Annotated in this window: 16 protein-coding genes; 13 read left to right on the top strand and 3 right to left on the bottom strand. The window is 71.5% G+C overall.

Annotated features, from left to right (window positions below; genetic code table 11):
- Position 1: 1 nt before the first annotated feature.
- From FB600_RS32785 to FB600_RS32810, 6 genes are all read left to right on the top strand, one after another.
- Positions 2-1,105: a TauD/TfdA family dioxygenase gene (locus tag FB600_RS32785; RefSeq protein ID WP_096751843.1), complete on the top strand. Its 1,104-nt coding sequence runs from the start codon at positions 2-4 to the stop codon at positions 1,103-1,105.
- A gap of 9 nt (positions 1,106-1,114) precedes the next feature.
- Positions 1,115-2,158, top strand: a complete 1,044-nt coding sequence (locus tag FB600_RS32790) for an ATP-binding cassette domain-containing protein (protein WP_096751844.1) — start codon at positions 1,115-1,117, stop codon at positions 2,156-2,158.
- Complete coding sequence (locus tag FB600_RS32795) at positions 2,151-3,236, top strand: ABC transporter permease (protein WP_096751845.1); 1,086 nt, start codon at positions 2,151-2,153, stop codon at positions 3,234-3,236. Before FB600_RS32790 ends, FB600_RS32795 begins: the two co-directional genes overlap by 8 nt.
- 94 nt (positions 3,237-3,330) lie before the next feature.
- On the top strand, positions 3,331-3,876 hold the full coding sequence (locus tag FB600_RS32800; RefSeq protein ID WP_145757613.1) for a permease: 546 nt from the start codon (positions 3,331-3,333) through the stop codon (positions 3,874-3,876).
- A gap of 2 nt (positions 3,877-3,878) precedes the next feature.
- Positions 3,879-5,303, top strand: coding sequence for an FAD-binding oxidoreductase (locus tag FB600_RS32805; RefSeq protein WP_145757612.1), 1,425 nt, complete (start codon positions 3,879-3,881; stop codon positions 5,301-5,303).
- A gap of 39 nt (positions 5,304-5,342) precedes the next feature.
- Positions 5,343-5,561, top strand: coding sequence for a hypothetical protein (locus FB600_RS32810; protein ID WP_145757611.1), 219 nt, complete (start codon positions 5,343-5,345; stop codon positions 5,559-5,561).
- Between the two features lie 16 nt (positions 5,562-5,577).
- On the opposite strand, the gene FB600_RS32815 is transcribed toward FB600_RS32810, so the two are convergent.
- The 3 genes from FB600_RS32815 to FB600_RS32825 all read right to left on the bottom strand — a co-directional run bounded on the left by FB600_RS32815 (position 5,578) and on the right by FB600_RS32825 (position 8,914).
- A complete protein-coding gene (locus tag FB600_RS32815) occupies positions 5,578-6,495 on the bottom strand; it encodes a DMT family transporter (RefSeq protein ID WP_145757610.1) in 918 nt (305 codons plus the stop codon).
- Positions 6,496-6,627: 132 nt separating this feature from the next.
- Positions 6,628-7,551, bottom strand: coding sequence for an amidohydrolase family protein (locus FB600_RS32820; protein WP_096751850.1), 924 nt, complete (start codon positions 7,549-7,551; stop codon positions 6,628-6,630).
- Between the two features lie 64 nt (positions 7,552-7,615).
- Complete coding sequence (locus tag FB600_RS32825) at positions 7,616-8,914, bottom strand: MFS transporter (RefSeq protein ID WP_145757609.1); 1,299 nt, start codon at positions 8,912-8,914, stop codon at positions 7,616-7,618.
- A gap of 139 nt (positions 8,915-9,053) precedes the next feature.
- On the opposite strand from FB600_RS32825, the gene FB600_RS32830 reads away from it, so the two are divergent.
- From FB600_RS32830 to FB600_RS32860, 7 genes are all read left to right on the top strand, one after another.
- A complete protein-coding gene (locus tag FB600_RS32830) occupies positions 9,054-9,995 on the top strand; it encodes a LysR family transcriptional regulator (RefSeq protein ID WP_096751851.1) in 942 nt (313 codons plus the stop codon).
- A gap of 68 nt (positions 9,996-10,063) precedes the next feature.
- Positions 10,064-10,918: a lysozyme inhibitor LprI family protein gene (locus FB600_RS32835; protein ID WP_164467632.1), complete on the top strand. Its 855-nt coding sequence runs from the start codon at positions 10,064-10,066 to the stop codon at positions 10,916-10,918.
- A gap of 100 nt (positions 10,919-11,018) precedes the next feature.
- On the top strand, positions 11,019-11,552 hold the full coding sequence (locus FB600_RS32840; protein ID WP_145757608.1) for a DUF4142 domain-containing protein: 534 nt from the start codon (positions 11,019-11,021) through the stop codon (positions 11,550-11,552).
- 388 nt (positions 11,553-11,940) lie between these two features.
- The gene (locus FB600_RS32845; RefSeq protein ID WP_047839426.1) at positions 11,941-12,342 is read left to right on the top strand and encodes a hypothetical protein; all 402 of its coding nucleotides are present in this window, start codon (positions 11,941-11,943) and stop codon (positions 12,340-12,342) included.
- A 76-nt stretch (positions 12,343-12,418) separates the two neighbouring features.
- The gene (bamA, locus tag FB600_RS32850) at positions 12,419-14,734 is read left to right on the top strand and encodes an outer membrane protein assembly factor BamA (protein WP_172535058.1); all 2,316 of its coding nucleotides are present in this window, start codon (positions 12,419-12,421) and stop codon (positions 14,732-14,734) included.
- A 114-nt stretch (positions 14,735-14,848) separates the two neighbouring features.
- Positions 14,849-15,892: a lysozyme inhibitor LprI family protein gene (locus tag FB600_RS32855; RefSeq protein ID WP_145757607.1), complete on the top strand. Its 1,044-nt coding sequence runs from the start codon at positions 14,849-14,851 to the stop codon at positions 15,890-15,892.
- Positions 15,893-16,017: 125 nt separating this feature from the next.
- Positions 16,018-16,878: an energy transducer TonB gene (locus tag FB600_RS32860; RefSeq protein ID WP_098151258.1), complete on the top strand. Its 861-nt coding sequence runs from the start codon at positions 16,018-16,020 to the stop codon at positions 16,876-16,878.
- The last annotated feature ends 172 nt before the right edge of the window (positions 16,879-17,050 follow it).

The following is a 17,050-nucleotide window of genomic DNA, read 5'->3' on the forward strand; positions in this document are numbered from 1 at the left end:
GATGAGCGCGCTCGCCCCTCCCGCCCTCCATCCGGCCGCCGCGCGGCTCGGCGCCGACACGGTGCGCTGCGCGCCGGCGGTGGCCGGCCGCAGCGTGCCGCTGTTGATCGAACCGGTGGACCCGGCGCTCGCCGAGCTCTACGACTCGACCGGTTCGAGCGGCGCCACCGATGCCTTCGTGGCCTGGTTCCGCGAGCGGCGCGCCGACATCGACACGCTGCTCGCCGAATACGGCGCCCTGCTGCTGCGCGGTTTCGCGCTGCCCGACACGGCCGCCTTCGGCCGCCTGGGGGCGCTGTTCGCGCCGTACGCCAATGGCTATACCGCGGGCGCCGCACCGCGCCGGCAGGTGGCCGGCGACGTCTACGAATCGACGCGCATGCCGCCGCCGTTCAAGATCGGCCTGCACCAGGAAATGGCCTACATGCCGTCGTTCCCGCGCCTGCTGGCGTTCTACTGCCGCAAGCCGGCCGACTCGGGCGGCGAGACGCCGATCTGCGACATGCGGCGCCTGACCGCGCGGCTGCCGGCCGGGCTGCGCGAGCGCTTCGCCGCGCGCGGCGTGATGTACCTGCGCAACTTCGCGGCGCCGGGCGACCGCGCCGAGCGGCTGGCCGCCAACCCGAACCTGCCGTTCGCCGAATACCACCGGCCCTGGGACGAGGCCTTCGGCACCGCCGAGCGCGAGCAGGCGCAGGCGCTGTGCGAGGCGCGCGGGCTCGGCTGGCGCTGGCTCGGGGACGGCAGCCTGACGGTCTCGCACGTCGGTCCGGCGCTGCGCCGGCATCCGCGCACCGGCGAGACGGTCTGGTTCAACCAGGCCAGCGCCCAGCACCCGAATCCGCGCTCGATGGGCGACTTCAGCTTCCGGCACCTGCAGCGGCGCTACGCGGGCCGCGCCGCCTTCCCCTACGAGATCCGCTACGGCGACGGGGCGCCGATGCCGGCCGCCGATCTCGATGCCGTCTACGACGCCTTCGACGCCGAGGAAGTCGCCTTCGCCTGGCGCACCGGCGACCTGATGATCGTCGACAACATGCTGGTCGCGCACGGCCGCAACCCGTTCCGGGGCACGCGCGACACGCAGGTGATGCTGCTCGACTGAGGAAGCCCGATGAGCGTTCCGCTACTGACCACCCTGCGCGCCGTGCTGAGCCCGTCGCCCGCGCCCGAGCGGGCGGCGCCCGCCGGCACGCGCCGCTCGCGGCCGCCGCGCGACGAGCCGCCCGCCCCGGGGCCCGAGGAAGCGGCGCTGGCCGCCGCCTCGATCGAGATCGCGGCCGGCGATTTCCGCTTCTCGGCGCGCGACGTCGCGTTCCGGCGCGGCGCGGTGACCGCCATCGTCGGGCCCAACGGCGCCGGCAAGAGCACCCTGCTGGAGGCGCTGCTGGGCTTCCGGCGCGGTGGCCGGCAGATGCGGGTGCTGGGCGCGCCGGCACGCCGCTTCATGGGCGATACGGCCGCGCTGCGCCGGCTCGGCGCGCAACTGCAGAAGGTCGACTATCCCGATCACATGCGGGTCGGCGAGATCGTCGCCCTGCATCGCGCGATGTACCGGCGCGTCGACGAGACGGTGAGCGCCGCGCTCGGCATCCCCGAGCTGCTCGCCAAGCCCTGCCGCGCGCTCTCCAAGGGGCAGCGCCAGCGCGTCGACCTGCATGTGGCGCTCGCCCACCGGCCCGAGCTGGTGGTGCTCGACGAGCCCTTCACCGGGCTGGATCGCCGCTACACGGGCGAGGTGATCGAGCTGCTGCGCGCGCCGGCCGGCAACGGCGCGCCCGCCAGCGTGGTGATGATCTGCCATTCGGCCGAGGAGCTCGCGATCGTCGACGACCTGGTCTGGGTGCGCGACGGCGGGATCCGCTACCAGGGCACGCAGGCCGCGCTGAAGGCCTCCCTGGTGGGCGAGGCGCGCGCGGTCCTGCATTGCGGCAACCGCCTCGAGAGCGAGCAGTTGCAGGCACGGCTCGCGACCCTGCCGGGGGTGGTCAACCAGCGCGCGCGCGGCGAGCTGGCGATCGAGGTGTTCGGCGACGCCTCGCTGCATCCCGCCGTGCACGCGCTGGTCGGCGAGCAGCGCATCCAGCATCTCGAACTCGCGCCCAGCACGGCGGCCGACCTGCTGCGCGTCTGCACGGAGGGCCCGCGCGATGACTAAGGTATTCGCCATGCTGGTGCGCAACGAGCTGCTCGGCTTCTTGCGCAGCCGCGCCTCGCTGTTCTGGACCCTGGTGTTCCCGGTGTTCCTGCTCAGCGTGATGCTGTTCGCGTTCGGCGGCTCCGGCTCGCTCGGCGCGGTCGACGTGGTGTTCCTCGCGCCGGGCGGCGCCACGCCCTATCGCGCCGCCTGCCAGGCCGCCGTCACCGAGAGCCTGTCGCGCAGCGACACGGTGCGCGCGAGCTTCGGCGCGCCCGGCGCCGCGCCCGCCGATCGCCTGGCCGTGACGCTCGGCGCCACGCCGCAGCAGGGCGCCACGGTGCGCTACGACTTCAACGGCTCGCTGGGCGTGCGCGCCGCCTCGCGCATCGTCGAGATCGCGCTGGCGCGCTGCGCGGCGACGCGGCTCGGGCTGCCGGCCATCGCCCCGGTGCACTTCGAGAACAGCGCGCCGGCACGCCGGCCGTTCGACTACGGCAGCTTCTTCGCCACCGGCATCCTGGTGATGTCCTTCATGGCGATCGGGCTCAACTCGACCGCCACCGCGATCGCCGCGCTGCGCGAGCGCAACACCTTCAAGCTCTATGTGTGCTTCCCGGTCTCGCGCGGGATGTTCGTGGCGGCGCTGATCGTCGCGCGGATGGCGATGATGGCGCTCTCGGCGCTGGTGCTGCTGGCGGTGGCGCGCTTCGCGTTCGGCATCGCGCTGCCGATCGTGACCCCGGCCGGGCTGCGCGCGCTGCCGATCGTGCTGCTCGGCGCGGCCATGGTGCTCAGTTTCGGGGTGCTGCTGGCGAGCCGCGCGAAATCGCTGGCCGCCGCCGAGCTGGCCTGCAACGTCACCTACTACCCGCTGCTGTTCTTCAGCGACCTGACGATCCCGATGCACGACGCGCCGCACTGGATCAAGGCCTCGCTGGCCTTCCTGCCGACCAACCAGTTCGCCGTGGCGCTGCGCGGCGTGCTGATCGACGGCGCGTCCTACGGCCCGTTCCTGCCCCAGCTCGCGGGCATGGCGCTGGCCACCCTGCTGTTCCTCGGCGTGGCCGCGCGCACCTTCCGCTGGCACGACGCATGAACGCGAGCGCGCCGAGCCCCGCGCCGGCGCGCCCGCTCGCGGGCCGGCGCCGGCCCTGTCCGTTTCACCGCAGTCATCCGATGGAGAATGCCCCATGACGTCCCGCACCACCCCCCTCGTCGATTACCTGATGCACGCGAGCAACTTCCTGCCCGCCATCGTGTTCCTGTTCTACGGCCGTTTCGGACCCGGCACGGCCGACCTGCGCTGGACCACCGCCTTCGTGATCGGCGGCGCGCTGGCCGTGTTCCACGGCGCCTGGCTGCTGCGCCGCGCGCAGCGCAACAGCATCGCGATCGGCGTCGATCTCTACCTGCTGATCGGCGGCGCGCTGGCCCTCGCCTCGCCGCGCGGCAGCGAGCTGTGGGGCGAGCAACTGGGGCCGGCCGCGATGCTGGTCTGCGTGCTGGTGGTGGGCATCGTCCATACCGCCTGGTCGGCGGGCGGCTTCGTCGACATCGCCCCGGCCGATCGCGCGCGCGTGCGCTCCCTGTCGCTGGTGATGCTGGCCGTCACGGTGGTGGCGCTGGCGGTTTCGGTCGCCATGCGCCACAGCCCGCTGTGGGGCGGCGTGGTACCGCTGGTGGCGCTGGTGGTGGTGCGCGGCCGGCTGCGCCGCCAGCTCGCGCAGGCGAGCTGAGCATGGACGCGCCCGTCGCCGATCGGCGCATCCAGGCCGGCGCGCTCGCCGCGGCGCTGGCGGACGGCAGCGGCCAGGGCTGGCTCGACGGCGAGGCCGGCGCGCCCTACCTGGCCGACCTGTCGCATCACGCCGGCCGGGCGCTCGGCATCGCGCGCCCGGCCTCGACCGAACAGGCCCGCGCCCTGGTGCGGGCGGCCGTCGCGCAAGGCGTGGTGCTGATCCCGCAGGGCGAGCGCAGCGGGCTGGTGGGCGCGGCCGTGCCCGATCGCAGCGGCGCGCAATGCGTGGTCGCCCTCGACCGCCTGCGCCGGATCCGCTCGCTCGACCCGGTCAATCGCAGCATCACCGTCGAGGCCGGCGCGCGGCTCTCAGAGATCAATCGCGCCGCGCGCGAGCACGGGCTCACGCTGCCGATCGACCTCGGCAGCGACCCGTCGGCCGGCGGCCTGGTGGGCGCGAACGCCGGCGGCAGCCGCCTGATCAAGTACGGCGACGTGCGCCGCAACGTGCTCGGCATCGAGGCCGTGCTGGCCGACGCGCAGGCCAGCGTGGTGGATACGCTCGCCCCGCTGCGCAAGCGCAATGCCGGCGTCGACCCGACCGCGCTGTTCGTCGGCGCGGGCGGCGCGAACGGGCTGATCACCGCGGTCTCGTTCGCGCTCGCGCCGCTCGAGCGCTCGTCCTACGCCGGCTTCGTCGCGTTCGCCTCCTACCAGGCGGCCACGCGGGCGCTGCTGGCCTTCGAACAGGCCTTCGGCGAACTGCTCTCGGCCTTCGAGTTCATGTCGGCCGGCGCGGTGGCGCGCGTGACCGAGGCCTTCCCGCAGATCGGCGCGCCGCTGCCGGCCGAGGGCGCCGCCTGCTTCGCGCTGTTCGAGGTGGCCAGCGCGATGCCGGGGCTCGACGCGCTGCTCGAGACGCGCGCGCTGGACACGCTCGAGGCGCTGAGCCGCGACGGCATCGCGCTCGACGCGGCCTGCGCGGCCAGCGAGCGCTTCTGGAAGCTGCGCGACGCGCTGCCGCTGGCGGTGGCCGCCGACGGCCTGCCGCTGTCGTTCGACGTCTCGTTCGCGCGCGGCGAGCTCGCGCCCTTCGTGGACGAGGCGATGGGCTGGCTGGCCGAGGCCCATCCCGACCTGCATGCCTATGCCTTCGGCCATTTCGGCGACGGCGGCTGCCATCTGGTGGTGACCATTCCGCCGGCGCAGAGCGCGCGCTACGGGCCGATGCAGCAGATCGCCCTGCGCGGCGCGCTGTACGAACGCGTCGCGCGCCTGGGCGGCTGCTTCAGCGCCGAACACGGCGTGGGCCCGGTCAATCTCGCCTGGTATCGCAAGCACGTGCCGGCCCCGCTGCAAGCGCTGGCCGGCACCGTCCAGCGCGCCCTCGACCCGCTCCGGCTGCTCGGACGGGTGCGCTACTGAGCGCGAGCCGCGCCTTCTCATCGACAGGACATCCGCCCCATGCACAGTCTTCCGAATCCGATGCATGCCGATAGCGGCGCCGCCGCGCGCCCCTACCTGAACCCCCGCGACGGCAGCCCGCCGCTCGCGCTGCCCGACGCGGGCGTGCTGGTCAGCGTGCGCGGCACCACCTACCTGGTCGAGATGCCCGCGCGCGAGCACGGCGAACCCTCGCTATGGCGCAGGCTTGCCGGCTGGCGCGAGACGGCGCCCCGGTAGGCGCGCGCCGGCCCGCTCAGGCACCGCGCCCGCGCCAGGCGACGAAGGCCACGCCGGCGATCGCCATCAGCCCGCCGACGATGGTCGCCAGCCCCGGCTGCTCGCCCGTCATGAAGATCGACAGGCCCATCGCCGCGGCCGGCACCAGGTAGAGGAAATGGGTGGCGCGCGCCGGCCCGAAATGGCTCAGCGCGAAGGTCCAGCTCGCGTAACCGAGCGCGGCCGGGAAGATGCCCAGCACCAGCACCGCCGGCAGGGCCGCGTGCAGCGCGCCGGGCGCCGCCAGCGAGCGCAGCGCGCCCGGCAGCCAGGGCAGCAGCAGCACCGCGCCGGCCAGCAGCGTGTAGGCCGTGCAGGCGAGCGGGCCATACACGGGAATCAGGCGGCGCTGCAGCACAAAGTAGACGGCCGAGCCGGCGGCGGCCAGCAGGATCAGCGTGGTGCCGCTGCCCAGCGCCAGGCCGCCGGGCTGGCCGCTCGCGATCAGGCCGATGCCGGCGAAGCTGAACAGCGAGCCGGCCCAGCCCCAGCGATTGAGCTTCTCGCGCAGGAACAGCGTCGAGAGGATCGCGGTGACGATCGGCGAGGTGCTCATGATGAAGGCGGCCGCGCCGGGCGCGACGCTCAGCTCGGCGGTGTTCAGCAAGGCGTTGTAGCCGGCGATGCCGAGCAGCCCCGACAGCGCGAAGGCCATCGCATCGCGCGCGGTCGGCCGGCGCGGGCGGCGCCAGGCCAGCCAGCCGAGCACCAGCACCGTGGCGGTCGCGAAACGCGCCGCCGCCAGTTGCATCGGCGAGAGTTCGTGCAGGCCGATGCGGATGAACGGAAACGCGGACGCCCACGAGAGCACCGTGAAGGCGACCGCGCCGGCCGCGCGCGCCGTGCCTCGCGGCCCGGCGGATGGCGACTGTGATTGCGACTGGATGGTGCTCATGCTGGCTCGCTCCCCACGAAAGGCATCCTGCTTCGATGAGGGGCGATTGTGTGCCGGGGTCGATGCGCGGGTAAGCCGGGAAGCCGGCGATTCAGAATCCGCGAAGCGCGGACAATCGCCGGCCCGGCAGGGTCAGAAGCGGAACAGCTCGCGCGCGGAATCGACCAGGATGACGCGCCGCTGCGCCTCGTCGGGCACCCACTGCCGCAAGGCGCGCGCGGCCGACGGATAGTCGACCAGGTGGCGATGCTCCGTGTGCGGCCAGTCGCTGCCCCAGACCAGCCGCTGCGGGCTGAAGGCGGCCAGCAGGTGGGCGGCCAGCACCGTGCCCGCTGCCGCGCCGTCGCCGGCCGCCGCGCCGGCATTCGCGCTCGCCTTCGTCTCCACGCTGCGATAGGCCGCCGACAGCTTGACCCAGACACGGCCGCTGTCGGCGCGCCGGAGCAGCGCGCGGAAACCCGGGTCGCGCGCGCCGGCGGCCGGATCGGGCCGGCCGAAATGATCGACCACCACGGTGCAGCGCTGCGCCAGCAGCGCATCGAGCAGCACCGGCAGCTCGGCCGCGCCGCGATGGATCTCGATATGCCAGCCCAGCGCGTTCAGCCTCGCGAGCAAACGCGGCCACGGCCCCTGCTCCAGGTCGGGCAGCGGCAGCCCGATCAGGTTCAGCCGCGCGCCGACGATGCCGCTGGCCGCGAGCGCCGCCAGTTGCGCCTCGTCGATCGCGGGATCGACCACGGCCACGCCGCGAAAGCGTTGCGGATAACGACGCGCGACGGCGGCCAGCCAGCCGTTGTCGGTGCCGAGGAAGCTCGGCTGCACCAGCACGCCTTGCGAGAGCCCATGCGCCGACAGATGCGCCACATAGGCATCGAGCGTCGCGTCGTAGTCGGGCGCGTGGCGCCTCTGCGCGGCCAGCGGCAGGCCGCGCACGAACAGATGGGCATGGCTGTCGATGCCGGCCACGGCGGGCGCGGCGGCCGCCAGCCAGGCCGCGCCGGCGGCGCTCAGGCCCGACTCGGCATGCATCGCGCGATCGTCAAGCGTGGTGCTCATGATGGGAGGGACGGGAGACATCGAGGAAGAAGGAAGAACCGGCGGCGCGCTTCGACCATGCCGCTCAGCCGCGCGACGCGCTCGGCGCGCGGCCGTCGTCGGCGCGGCCCGGCTGGTTCGCGGCGAGCGGCGCCGCGATCCGGCGGCCGCGCGTCTCGGGCAGCATCAGCGCGGCGATCACCACCAGCCCGTAGGCGATGCCGGCGTCGATGCCGAGCGCCGTGCCCAGCGACATCGAGCTGCTCATATGGCCGATCAGCACCGGGAAGCCGGCCGAGACGATGCGCCCGAAGTTGTAGCAGAAGCCCACGCCGGTGCCCCGCACGCCTTGCGGGTAGAGCTCGTTGAACAGCGCGCCGAGGGTGGCCGGGATGCCGGCCGAGACCAGCCCGAGCGGGAAGCTCAGCACCAGCATGGTGGTGTCGCCGATGGGCAGGAAGGTGTAGAGATTGACCATCACCGCGCAGCCGATCGCGAACACGATCACGGTCCAGCGCCGGCCGATGCGGTCCTGCAGCCAGGCGCTGACGAAGCAGCCGACGATGAAGGCGACGATCACCACGGCCAGGTAGCCGCCGGTGCCCAGCACCGACAGGTGGCGCTCGATCTTCAGGTAGGTGGGCAGCCAGGTGGTGATCGCGTAGTAGCCGCCGTGCGCGCCCAGGCCGATCAGGCCGCCGACCGCCGTGGTGCGCAGCACCGAGGGCGCGAAGATGCCGGCGGCCATCGCCAGCACGCCCTGGCGCTCGCCGTTCGCGTCGACCGGCAGCGGCTCGCGCGGCGGCTCCACCACGTTGCGGCGCAGGTAGAGCACCAGCAGCGCCGGCAGCAGGCCGACCGCGAACAGCAGGCGCCAGGCCCAATCCTGCGGCACCAGCGAGAAGATCGCCGTGTAGACCAGCACCGCGCCGCCCCAGCCGAAGCCCCAGGCGCTCTGCACGATGCCCATCGCCTTGCCGCGATGCTTCGCGTTGATGGTCTCGCTGAGCAGCACCGCGCCGGCCGTCCATTCGCCGCCGAAGCCGATGCCCTGCAGCGCCTTCAGCGCCAGCAACTGCTCGAAGTTCTGCGTGAAGGCGCTCAGGAAGGTGAACAGCGAGAACCAGATCACGGTGATCTGCAGCGCACGCACGCGGCCGACGCGATCCGACAACACGCCGGCCAGCAGCCCGCCCAGCGCGCCCGCCACCAGCGTGGCGCCGCCGATCAGCCCGGCCTGCGCCTTGGAGATGCCCCAGACCGTCAGCAAGGTGGGGATCACCAGCGAGAAGATCTGCGTATCGGCGGCGTCGATCGCCCAGCCCGCGAAGCAGCCCCACAGGGTTCGTTTCTCGACGGGGGTGATGTCCCGGTACCAGCGCATGATCGTCTCCTCTTGCGCGCAGCCTGGCGCGCGGCGCGCCGGCTGATGCGCCGGCGGCAATTGATTGATAGCACGCATTCTGGCGGGATGCGCCTGGCTCGCATACTATGGAAACGTTGATCTTTCATTGCATCGTGTTATGGAATCCGCCCGCATCCTCAAGTATTTCCTGGCCGTGGCCGACGCCGGCAGCGTGACCGGCGCGGCCGAGCGGCTGGGCCTGGCGCAGCCGGCGCTGAGCCAGGCCATCACGCGGCTCGAGCGCGAACTCGGCGTCAAGCTGTTCTCGCGCACGCGGCGCGGCGCGGCGCTGACCGCCGCCGGCGAGGCGATCGTCGACGACATCCGCCTGAGCGTGGCGCGCATCGAGGCCGCCGAGACGCGCGCACGCGATATCGGCGCGCAGCGCGGCGGGCGGCTCGCGGTCGGCTTCGTCTCGGCGGCGCTGTTCGAGGTGCTGCCGCGCGCGATCGCGGCGCTGCGCGCCGAGGTGCCGAACGTGGAGCTGGCGCTGCGCGAGATGAGCAATGCCGAGCAGGCCGCCGCGCTGGAGTCGGGCGAGATCGACATCGGCCTGCTGCATACGCCGGTGGTGGTGCGCGGGCGCATGCACGAGAAGCTGATCGCGCGCGAGCGGCTGCACGCGGTGGTGCACGAGACGCACGCGCTCGGCGCGGACGGCCGGCTCGCGCTGGCCGACCTGGCGCGCATCGGCCTGGTGTGGTTCCCGCAAGGGCAGTTGCCGGTGGTGCGCGCCGGCATCCTCAGCGCGTTCCGCAAGGCCGGCTGCGAGGCCAATATCGTGCAGGACGCGAACCGTTCGCTGACGGTGCTCGCCTGCGTCGCGGCCGGTTGCGGCGCCTCGCTGCTGCCGGCTTCGGTGCAGGCACTGCGCTTCTCGGGCGTGCGCGTCTGCGAGGTGCGCGACGGCGATGCGCTGCCCTTCTTCGAGCTGAGCGCGGTCTGGCCGAACCGCTCGCGGCCGACGCTGGCCGATCGCTTCGCGGCGCTGCTCGATCGCGATGCCGGCAAGCCAGCCGCGGGCGGCAAGGCGCAGCCTGCGCGGCGCCGTGCAGGTTGATGTCGATGTCGTGCAGTGCCGATGCGACCTCGGATGAAACAAGAAACAGACAACCAGGAGATCACGTCATGCCATGGCCTTCCCCGCGCGCCCTCGCCCTGCTCGCCGCCGCGCTGCTCGCGGCGCCGGTCGCGCAGGCCATCGACTGCCGCAAGGCGGCCAGCCCGATCGAGCGGATGATCTGCGCTGACCCGCGGCTGCAGGCTGCCGACGCGGCGATGGGCGCCGCCTACGCGGCCACGCTGAAGGCCGCCGGCGACGAAGGGATCCGCGCGATGCTGGTGGCCAGCCAGCGGCGCTGGTTGCTGCGCCGCGATGCGCAGCCCGGTCATCTCGATGCCGTCGACGACGGCCAGGGCCCGCCCGACGAAGCCGCGCGGCGCGAGATCGTGCTGAAGGCGATCCGGGATCGCACGCGCGTGCTCTCGCAGGGCGGCATACACAACCCCTATCAGCGACGCCTGGTCGAGGTCGCGCTGGCGCAGCGCACCTTCGAGGCACGCTACACGGGCGGCCCGTTCGCCGGCTACCAGACATCCTGCGATTTCCTCCCGCAAGCGGGCAGCTACAGCTATGGCTGCTTCGGCACGCAGCGTTTCCAGCATCACGACCGCGTCTGCTCGGTCAACCAGGATTGGGCCAGCGGCAGCGTTTCCGAACGGCGCGAGGTCGGGCGCGTGGTCAACGGCAGGCTGACGGCCGTGGCGAGTTGCTCGATCGGCGGCGGCGAAGCCGGGCAGGCCTGCCCCGACGACGATGCCAAGGGCACGGCGGCGCGCTGGCCGGCGCAGCTCGACGCCGAGGCGACCCGCAACGAAGCGCCGCCGGTGCCGCCCGCGCCCCTGCTCGACGCGGATGTCGGTGAGATCGACCAGGGCTGGCTGGCGGCCTGCCTGGGGGATGCCGCTTATCCGCCGCGTTGAGGGCGGGGATAAAACAGACGAAAGCCGTGTTGTCTCGTGACGGCCCCGGCCCTCGCCCGGGCGCCGACGCTCCCCGAACCGTCACGAGTAGAGGTCATCCATGCATCGTCGTTCCCTGGTTTCCCTGTGTTGCAGCGCCGCCGTCGCGCTGCTGACTTCCGGTCTCGCCCCGCTCGCCGCGCACGCGGCCGGCGGCGCGACGTCCGACGCCGACCGCGCCTTCGTCGCGATGGTCTCGCAAGGCGGCATGTTCGAGGTCGAGGCCGGCAAGGTCGCGGCCCGGCAAGGCGCGCGGCAGGACATCGTCGATCTCGGCAGCACCGAGGCGCACGATCACCAACTGGTGGGCGCCAAGCTGCTGGCCGCCGCGAGCGCGGCCGGCATCGAGGTCGATACGCAGCTGAACGCGGCCTTCACGCAGCGCCTCGACAAGCTGCGCGGCCTGTCGGGCCCCGCCTTCGACGATGCCTTCATCGCCGAGATGAAGACCATCCACGCGGCCGACGGCGCGGCCTTCGCCAAGGAGGCACGCGACGGCGGCGATCCCGGCCTGCGCGCCTTCGCGGCCGAGACGGTGCGGATCGTGAAGCGCCACCAGGGTGCCCTGCACGCGCTGCCGCCGGAAAGCGGCTGATTCCCCACGCGCGTCGCGGCCCTCGCCCCGCCAGCGGTAACGCGCCGCAAGAATCGGGAAACATGCCGTTTCGAGAAGGCCGACGATCCTTTCGCCTTCCGAACGATTGGCCTTCGCGAACGACGCGCTCCGCTTCCTGCTCGCCCATGCAGCGAGCCGAAATGCGGTGCGCGCCGATCCTCCACCAGCCGGCTCGCGCCGCTTCCGCGCGAGCGCCCCATCCCTTGCGCGACGAGCCCGGCGCGAGCATTCCATGCCGACGCCGCGCCCTCCTCCCTCTGCCTCGATCCCGTCAGCAGCCGGAAAGAAACATGCAGTAAACGGCAGGTAACCCGTCGACTCACGCGCAACGCGATACTCGCTTCCGTTTTCCCACCGGATCGCGACGATGGCACCGCCCCAGGCTTCCTATTCGATCGATGCGCTGCACGGCTTCGAGCTGACCGAAGACGGGCAGTATCTGATGCTCAACAGCAACCAGCCCGATCGCATCGCCCTGCACTGCTCGGTGATGCATGAACTGCTGGCGGCGCTGTCGAACGCGATCGGCTCGTCCGAGCGCATCCGCCACAAGCAGCGCGGCGTCAAGTTCGTGATGCCCTGCGAGGCCTGGACGGTGGGACGCGACGCCGGTGGCGCGCCGGACCTGATCCTGTCGTTCCGCCTGCCCGGCGGCGCCGAGCTGTCGTTCCAGGTCGGCCGCGCGCTGGCCGGCCAGATGGCCGACGTGCTGGCACTGGCGAGCGGCCCCGCCGCGGCCCTGCCGCGCACGGCCGGCTCGCTGCAATAAACCTGCGTCCTCGACAAGCCCGCGTCCTCGGTCGCGAACCCGCTATTCCCGGCTCCTCCGCCTCTTCCTCATCCGCATGAATGCACGCTCCCTGTCGTCACGCCGCCTGCGCTACCTGACGTTCGCCGGCCTTGGCGTGACGTCCGTCACCGCCTGCGCGGCCGATCCGTTCACCATCTCCGACATCCGGATCGAGGGCCTGCAACGCATCGAGCCCGGCTCGGTGTTCGCCTACCTGCCGATGAAGCAGGGCGACACCTACAACGACGACCTGGCCTCCGAAGCGATCCGCAAGCTCTACGCGACGGGCTTCTTCAACGACGTGAAGGTGGCCACCGAGGGCACGGTGGTGATCGTGCAGGTACAGGAGCGCCCGGCGATCTCGTCGATCGACTTCAGCGGCATCAAGGAATTCGACAAGGACAACCTGACCAAGGCGCTGAGCTCGGTCGGCCTGGCGCGCGGCCGGTACTACGACAAGTCGCTGGTGGACAAGGCCGAGCAGGAGCTCAAGCGCCAGTACCTCACGCGCGGCTACTACGCGGCCGAGGTCACCACCAACATCACGCCGGTGGACGCCAACCGCGTGTCGATCCTGTTCTCGGTGGCCGAGGGCCCGAGCGCGAAGATCCGCCAGGTCAACTTCATCGGCAACCACACCTTCAAGACCAGCACCCTGCTCGACGAGATGCAGCTGTCGACGCCGAACTGGTTCTCCTGGTACACCAAGAACGACCTCTACTCGAAGGAGAAGCTCACGGGCGACCTGGAGAACGTGCGCTCGTACTACCTCGACCGCGGCTACCTCGAGTTCAATTTCGACTCGACCCAGGTGTCGATCTCGCCCGACAAGAAGGACATGTACCTGACCATCACGGTGCATGAGGGCCAGCCCTACACGATCTCCAAGGTGCAGCTCGCGGGCAACCTGCTGGATCGCCAGGCCGAGCTGCAGAAGCTGGTGAAGATCAAGGCCGGCGAGCGCTTCTCGGCCGCCAAGCTGCAGGCCACCACCAAGGCGGTGGTCGACAAGCTCGGCGAATACGGCTACGCGTTCGCGACAGTCAATGCCCAGCCCGAAATCGACCAGGTCACGCACAAGGTGGGCCTAACGCTGGTGGTCGATCCGGGCCATCGCGTCTACGTGCGGCACATCAACATCACCGGCAACTCGCGCACGCGAGACGAGGTGGTGCGCCGCGAGATGCGCCAGATGGAAAGCGCCTGGTTCGATTCGGGGCGCCTCGCGCTGTCGAAGGACCGCATTAACCGGCTCGGCTATTTCACCGACGTCGACATCTCGACGGTGCCGGTGGAAGGCACCACCGACCAGGTCGACGTCAACGTGAAGGTGACCGAGAAGCCGACCGGCTCGATCTCGCTGGGCGTGGGCTACGGCTCCGGCGAAGGCCCGATCATCTCGGCCAGCGTCTCGCAGGACAACGTGTTCGGCTCGGGCACCAGCCTCTCGGTGACGGTCAACACGGCCACCACCTATCGCACGCTGGCGGTCGAGCAGGTGGACCCGTACTTCACGATCGACGGCATCCGGCGCATCACCGACGTCTACTACCGCACCAGCGAGCCGCTCTACTACTCGAGCACCACCGACACCAGCTTCCGCGTGATCACCTACGGCGCCTCGATGAAGTTCGGCATCCCGTTCTCGGAAACCGACACGGTGTTCTTCGGCATCGGCCTCGAGCAGAATCGGCTCGACGTGGACTCGACCACGCCGCAGAGCTATATCGACTACGTGAACTCGTTCGGCCGCGTCTCGAACAACGTGCCGGCCACGGTGGGCTGGTCGCGCGACAACCGCGACAGCACGCTGATCCCGAGCCGCGGCTACTTCCTGCAGGCGAACGCCGAGTACGGCACGCCGATCGCGGCCACCACCTACGTGAAGAGCGACCTGCAAGCGCAGTACTACTACTCGTTCGCGCGCGGCTTCATCCTCGGCCTGAACTTCCAGGGCGGCTACGGCAAGGGCCTGGAAGGCAAGCCCTACCCGATCTTCAAGAACTACTACGCGGGCGGGATCGGCTCGGTGCGCGGCTACGAATCGAGTTCGCTGGGCCCGCGCGACGCCACCACCAACGACCCGATCGGCGGCTCGAAAATGGTGGTCGGCAATATCGAGCTGACCGTGCCGCTGCCCGGCACCGGCTACGACCGCACGCTGCGCGTGTTCACCTTCGTCGACGGCGGCAACGTGTGGGGCTCGGAAGGCAACAGCATCGGCGCCAACGGGCTGCGCTACAGCTACGGCGCCGGCCTCGAATGGATCTCGCCGATCGGCCCGCTCAAGATCGACCTCGGCTTCCCGGTCGTCAAGCACACCGGCGACCAGTACCAGAAGTTCCAGTTCCAGATCGGTACGTCGTTTTAAGGAAACGATCGTCCCGATCCGTCTCCCCCGCGCGCGCCGCTTCGCGTAGGATATCCGGCGGTCCGCGCGCGGATCCGCGGCGCCGGCCTGCGCCGCCGACATCATGGAGACCGTATGAACACCTCGACTGACCGGGCCGCCTCGATCGGCAAGCTGCTGATCGCCACGCTCGCCATCCTCTCCAGCGCCGCCCAGGCGGCGGGCTTCGACTGCGCGAAGGCGAGTTCGCCGACCGAGCAACGCATCTGCGCCGACGCGCAGTTGTCGAAGCAGGACGAGACGCTGCAGGCGCTCTATGCGCAAGTGCCGGCCTCGCCCGACTGGCGCGCGGACCAGCGCGCCTGGCTGGCCCGGCGCGACGCCTGTGGCGACGACGCCTGCCTGCGCAACCTCTACGCCGACCGCATCGTGGTGCTGCGCCATGCGCGCACGCCGTTCCACTGGGGCACGCGCTGGCAGCGCGTCGACGCGGGCGGCCACGACGGCGCGCAGCTCGACATCACGCAGGTCAACGAGCGGCAGTTCTCGTTCAGCTTCGATGCGGTGGCCGGCGTGAATTCCGGCGCGCTATCCGAGACGGCGCGCTTTTCCGCGCCCGACACGGCCAGCTATGTCGGCGACGCGAAGATGGATACCCAGGGCTGCGTGCTGACCTTCCGGCGCGTGCTGAACCGGCTCGAGGTCGAACAGCAGGGCGGGGCCTTCGCCTGCGGCGCCGGCGTGGGCGTCTCCTACGGCGGCGATTACGTCGCTGCCGCGCGCGACCCGAACGCCGAGCCGAGCCTGCTCTCGCTCGGCGTGGCGAGCACGCCTGCGCAGGACGCGGCGCTGCGCAAGCTGCTCGGACGCGACTACCGGACCATGGTGGCGACGGCCAGCGTGGTCGACACGCAGGCCGACAATCTCGACGGCAATGGCGCGCGCGTGGTCGGGATGTTCGTGCAGGGCGTCGCCTGCGATACCAAGTCCGTATTGATGAGCGACGCTCACGGGCACCTCTGGGCGGGCGTCTGGGAAGCGGGCGCGGTCTCGGCGCCGGCGCAACTGCGCTACTACACCAATGTCGCCGCCGACAAGCAGCGGCTGCCCAAGACGATCGCCGCGGCCAACGCCGAGACCTGCCCCGGCGAGCCCGTCACGGTCCGGATGATGCCCTGAGGCGAAACGGGCCCGGGATGACGCTTCGCCTGCATGCCCGCCATGGCGCCTCGCGCCAACCCGCGAACCGTCGTGACGGGGGCCGGCATGCTAGATTGGCAGGCACCGCCTCTCACGACATCGCCATGCCGATTCCCGACCGGTTCGCCGCCCGCCGCCGCCCGCGCCGCGCCACTGTTGCCGCCCTCGCCACCCTGCTGCTGACGCTGGCGGCCTGCGCGCCGTCGCAGCCGCCCGGCGCGGCCGCGTCCATGCCCGCCACGCCGCTGTCGGGCGCTGCCCCGCTCACGCTCGAACGCGCCAAGTCCGACGCCTTCGTCGCGCAATACGGCATCGAGCCCGATTCGCCGAAGGCGGCCATCGTCGCGCGCTGGCGCGAGAAGATGCTGACCGATCCCGACATCGTGCGCGCCTTCGGCATGGGCGACGGCGGCCAGGCCGGGCGCTCGCTCGCCGAGCGGCGCCCCGAGTTCTTCAGCGAGGGGTCGCTGCGCGTCTCGCAGTCGGACCGCTCGACCTTCATCTCGATCGGCGCGCGCGTACTGGACGCGGCACCGCCCGATTGCGGCGGCGAGAAGAGCATGAGCGCCGTGATCGTGCGCTACCTGTCGCTGGCCAGGCTGTCCGACCAGGACATCGACGACTACTTCCGGATCACCTACGAATCGCTGAAGCGCTCGGCGCAGCAGACGCCGCTGGCCACCGTCAACGAGCCGCAACGCGAGCAGGGGCGCAACGCGCTGTCGGCGGCGATCGCCGAACGGCTCAAGGGCGACCCGGATGCGGCGCGCTCGCTGGCTGCCGCGGTGGCCGACCCGGCCGCCGTCACGCCGGAAATCTGGTGCAGCAACATGCGCACCATGGAGCACGCGGTGCTGAGCATTCCGCAGCCGCAGCGCGACTGGCTGCTGATCTCGATCCAGACCGACGCGCTGGCCAGGCGCAGCGCCAACCTGCCGGTGCCGCGCCCGCCGTCGGCGCCCTGAACGGCCGCGCCAAGGCGCGCCGGCCGATTGCTTCTTCGCTCGCAACAGTCGAGGCGCCCCGGCACGATCACCATCATCCGGTTGCATGCGCAAACAAGCGCCTCGACATGCGCCGGGCGCATCGCACCGAATTATCCATCTTTGACAGTTCGAGGATGGGCTCCACTAAAAC

This window comes from Burkholderia sp. SJZ089, assembly GCF_007828315.1.
GTDB classification, from domain to species: domain Bacteria; phylum Pseudomonadota; class Gammaproteobacteria; order Burkholderiales; family Burkholderiaceae; genus Burkholderia; species Burkholderia gladioli.

Excerpts from the sequence above, each read along its gene's own strand:
- FB600_RS32785 (WP_096751843.1), top strand. The coding sequence starts at position 2 with ATGAGCGCGCTCGCCCCTCCCGCCCTCCATCCGGCCGCCGCGCGGCTC.
- FB600_RS32790 (WP_096751844.1), top strand. The coding sequence starts at position 1,115 with ATGAGCGTTCCGCTACTGACCACCCTGCGCGCCGTGCTGAGCCCGTCG.
- FB600_RS32795 (WP_096751845.1), top strand. The coding sequence starts at position 2,151 with ATGACTAAGGTATTCGCCATGCTGGTGCGCAACGAGCTGCTCGGCTTC.
- FB600_RS32800 (WP_145757613.1), top strand. The coding sequence starts at position 3,331 with ATGACGTCCCGCACCACCCCCCTCGTCGATTACCTGATGCACGCGAGC.
- FB600_RS32805 (WP_145757612.1), top strand. The coding sequence starts at position 3,879 with ATGGACGCGCCCGTCGCCGATCGGCGCATCCAGGCCGGCGCGCTCGCC.
- FB600_RS32810 (WP_145757611.1), top strand. The coding sequence starts at position 5,343 with ATGCACAGTCTTCCGAATCCGATGCATGCCGATAGCGGCGCCGCCGCG.
- FB600_RS32815 (WP_145757610.1), bottom strand. The coding sequence starts at position 6,495 with ATGAGCACCATCCAGTCGCAATCACAGTCGCCATCCGCCGGGCCGCGA.
- FB600_RS32820 (WP_096751850.1), bottom strand. The coding sequence starts at position 7,551 with ATGAGCACCACGCTTGACGATCGCGCGATGCATGCCGAGTCGGGCCTG.
- FB600_RS32825 (WP_145757609.1), bottom strand. The coding sequence starts at position 8,914 with ATGCGCTGGTACCGGGACATCACCCCCGTCGAGAAACGAACCCTGTGG.
- FB600_RS32830 (WP_096751851.1), top strand. The coding sequence starts at position 9,054 with ATGGAATCCGCCCGCATCCTCAAGTATTTCCTGGCCGTGGCCGACGCC.
- FB600_RS32835 (WP_164467632.1), top strand. The coding sequence starts at position 10,064 with ATGCCATGGCCTTCCCCGCGCGCCCTCGCCCTGCTCGCCGCCGCGCTG.
- FB600_RS32840 (WP_145757608.1), top strand. The coding sequence starts at position 11,019 with ATGCATCGTCGTTCCCTGGTTTCCCTGTGTTGCAGCGCCGCCGTCGCG.
- FB600_RS32845 (WP_047839426.1), top strand. The coding sequence starts at position 11,941 with ATGGCACCGCCCCAGGCTTCCTATTCGATCGATGCGCTGCACGGCTTC.
- bamA (WP_172535058.1), top strand. The coding sequence starts at position 12,419 with ATGAATGCACGCTCCCTGTCGTCACGCCGCCTGCGCTACCTGACGTTC.
- FB600_RS32855 (WP_145757607.1), top strand. The coding sequence starts at position 14,849 with ATGAACACCTCGACTGACCGGGCCGCCTCGATCGGCAAGCTGCTGATC.
- FB600_RS32860 (WP_098151258.1), top strand. The coding sequence starts at position 16,018 with ATGCCGATTCCCGACCGGTTCGCCGCCCGCCGCCGCCCGCGCCGCGCC.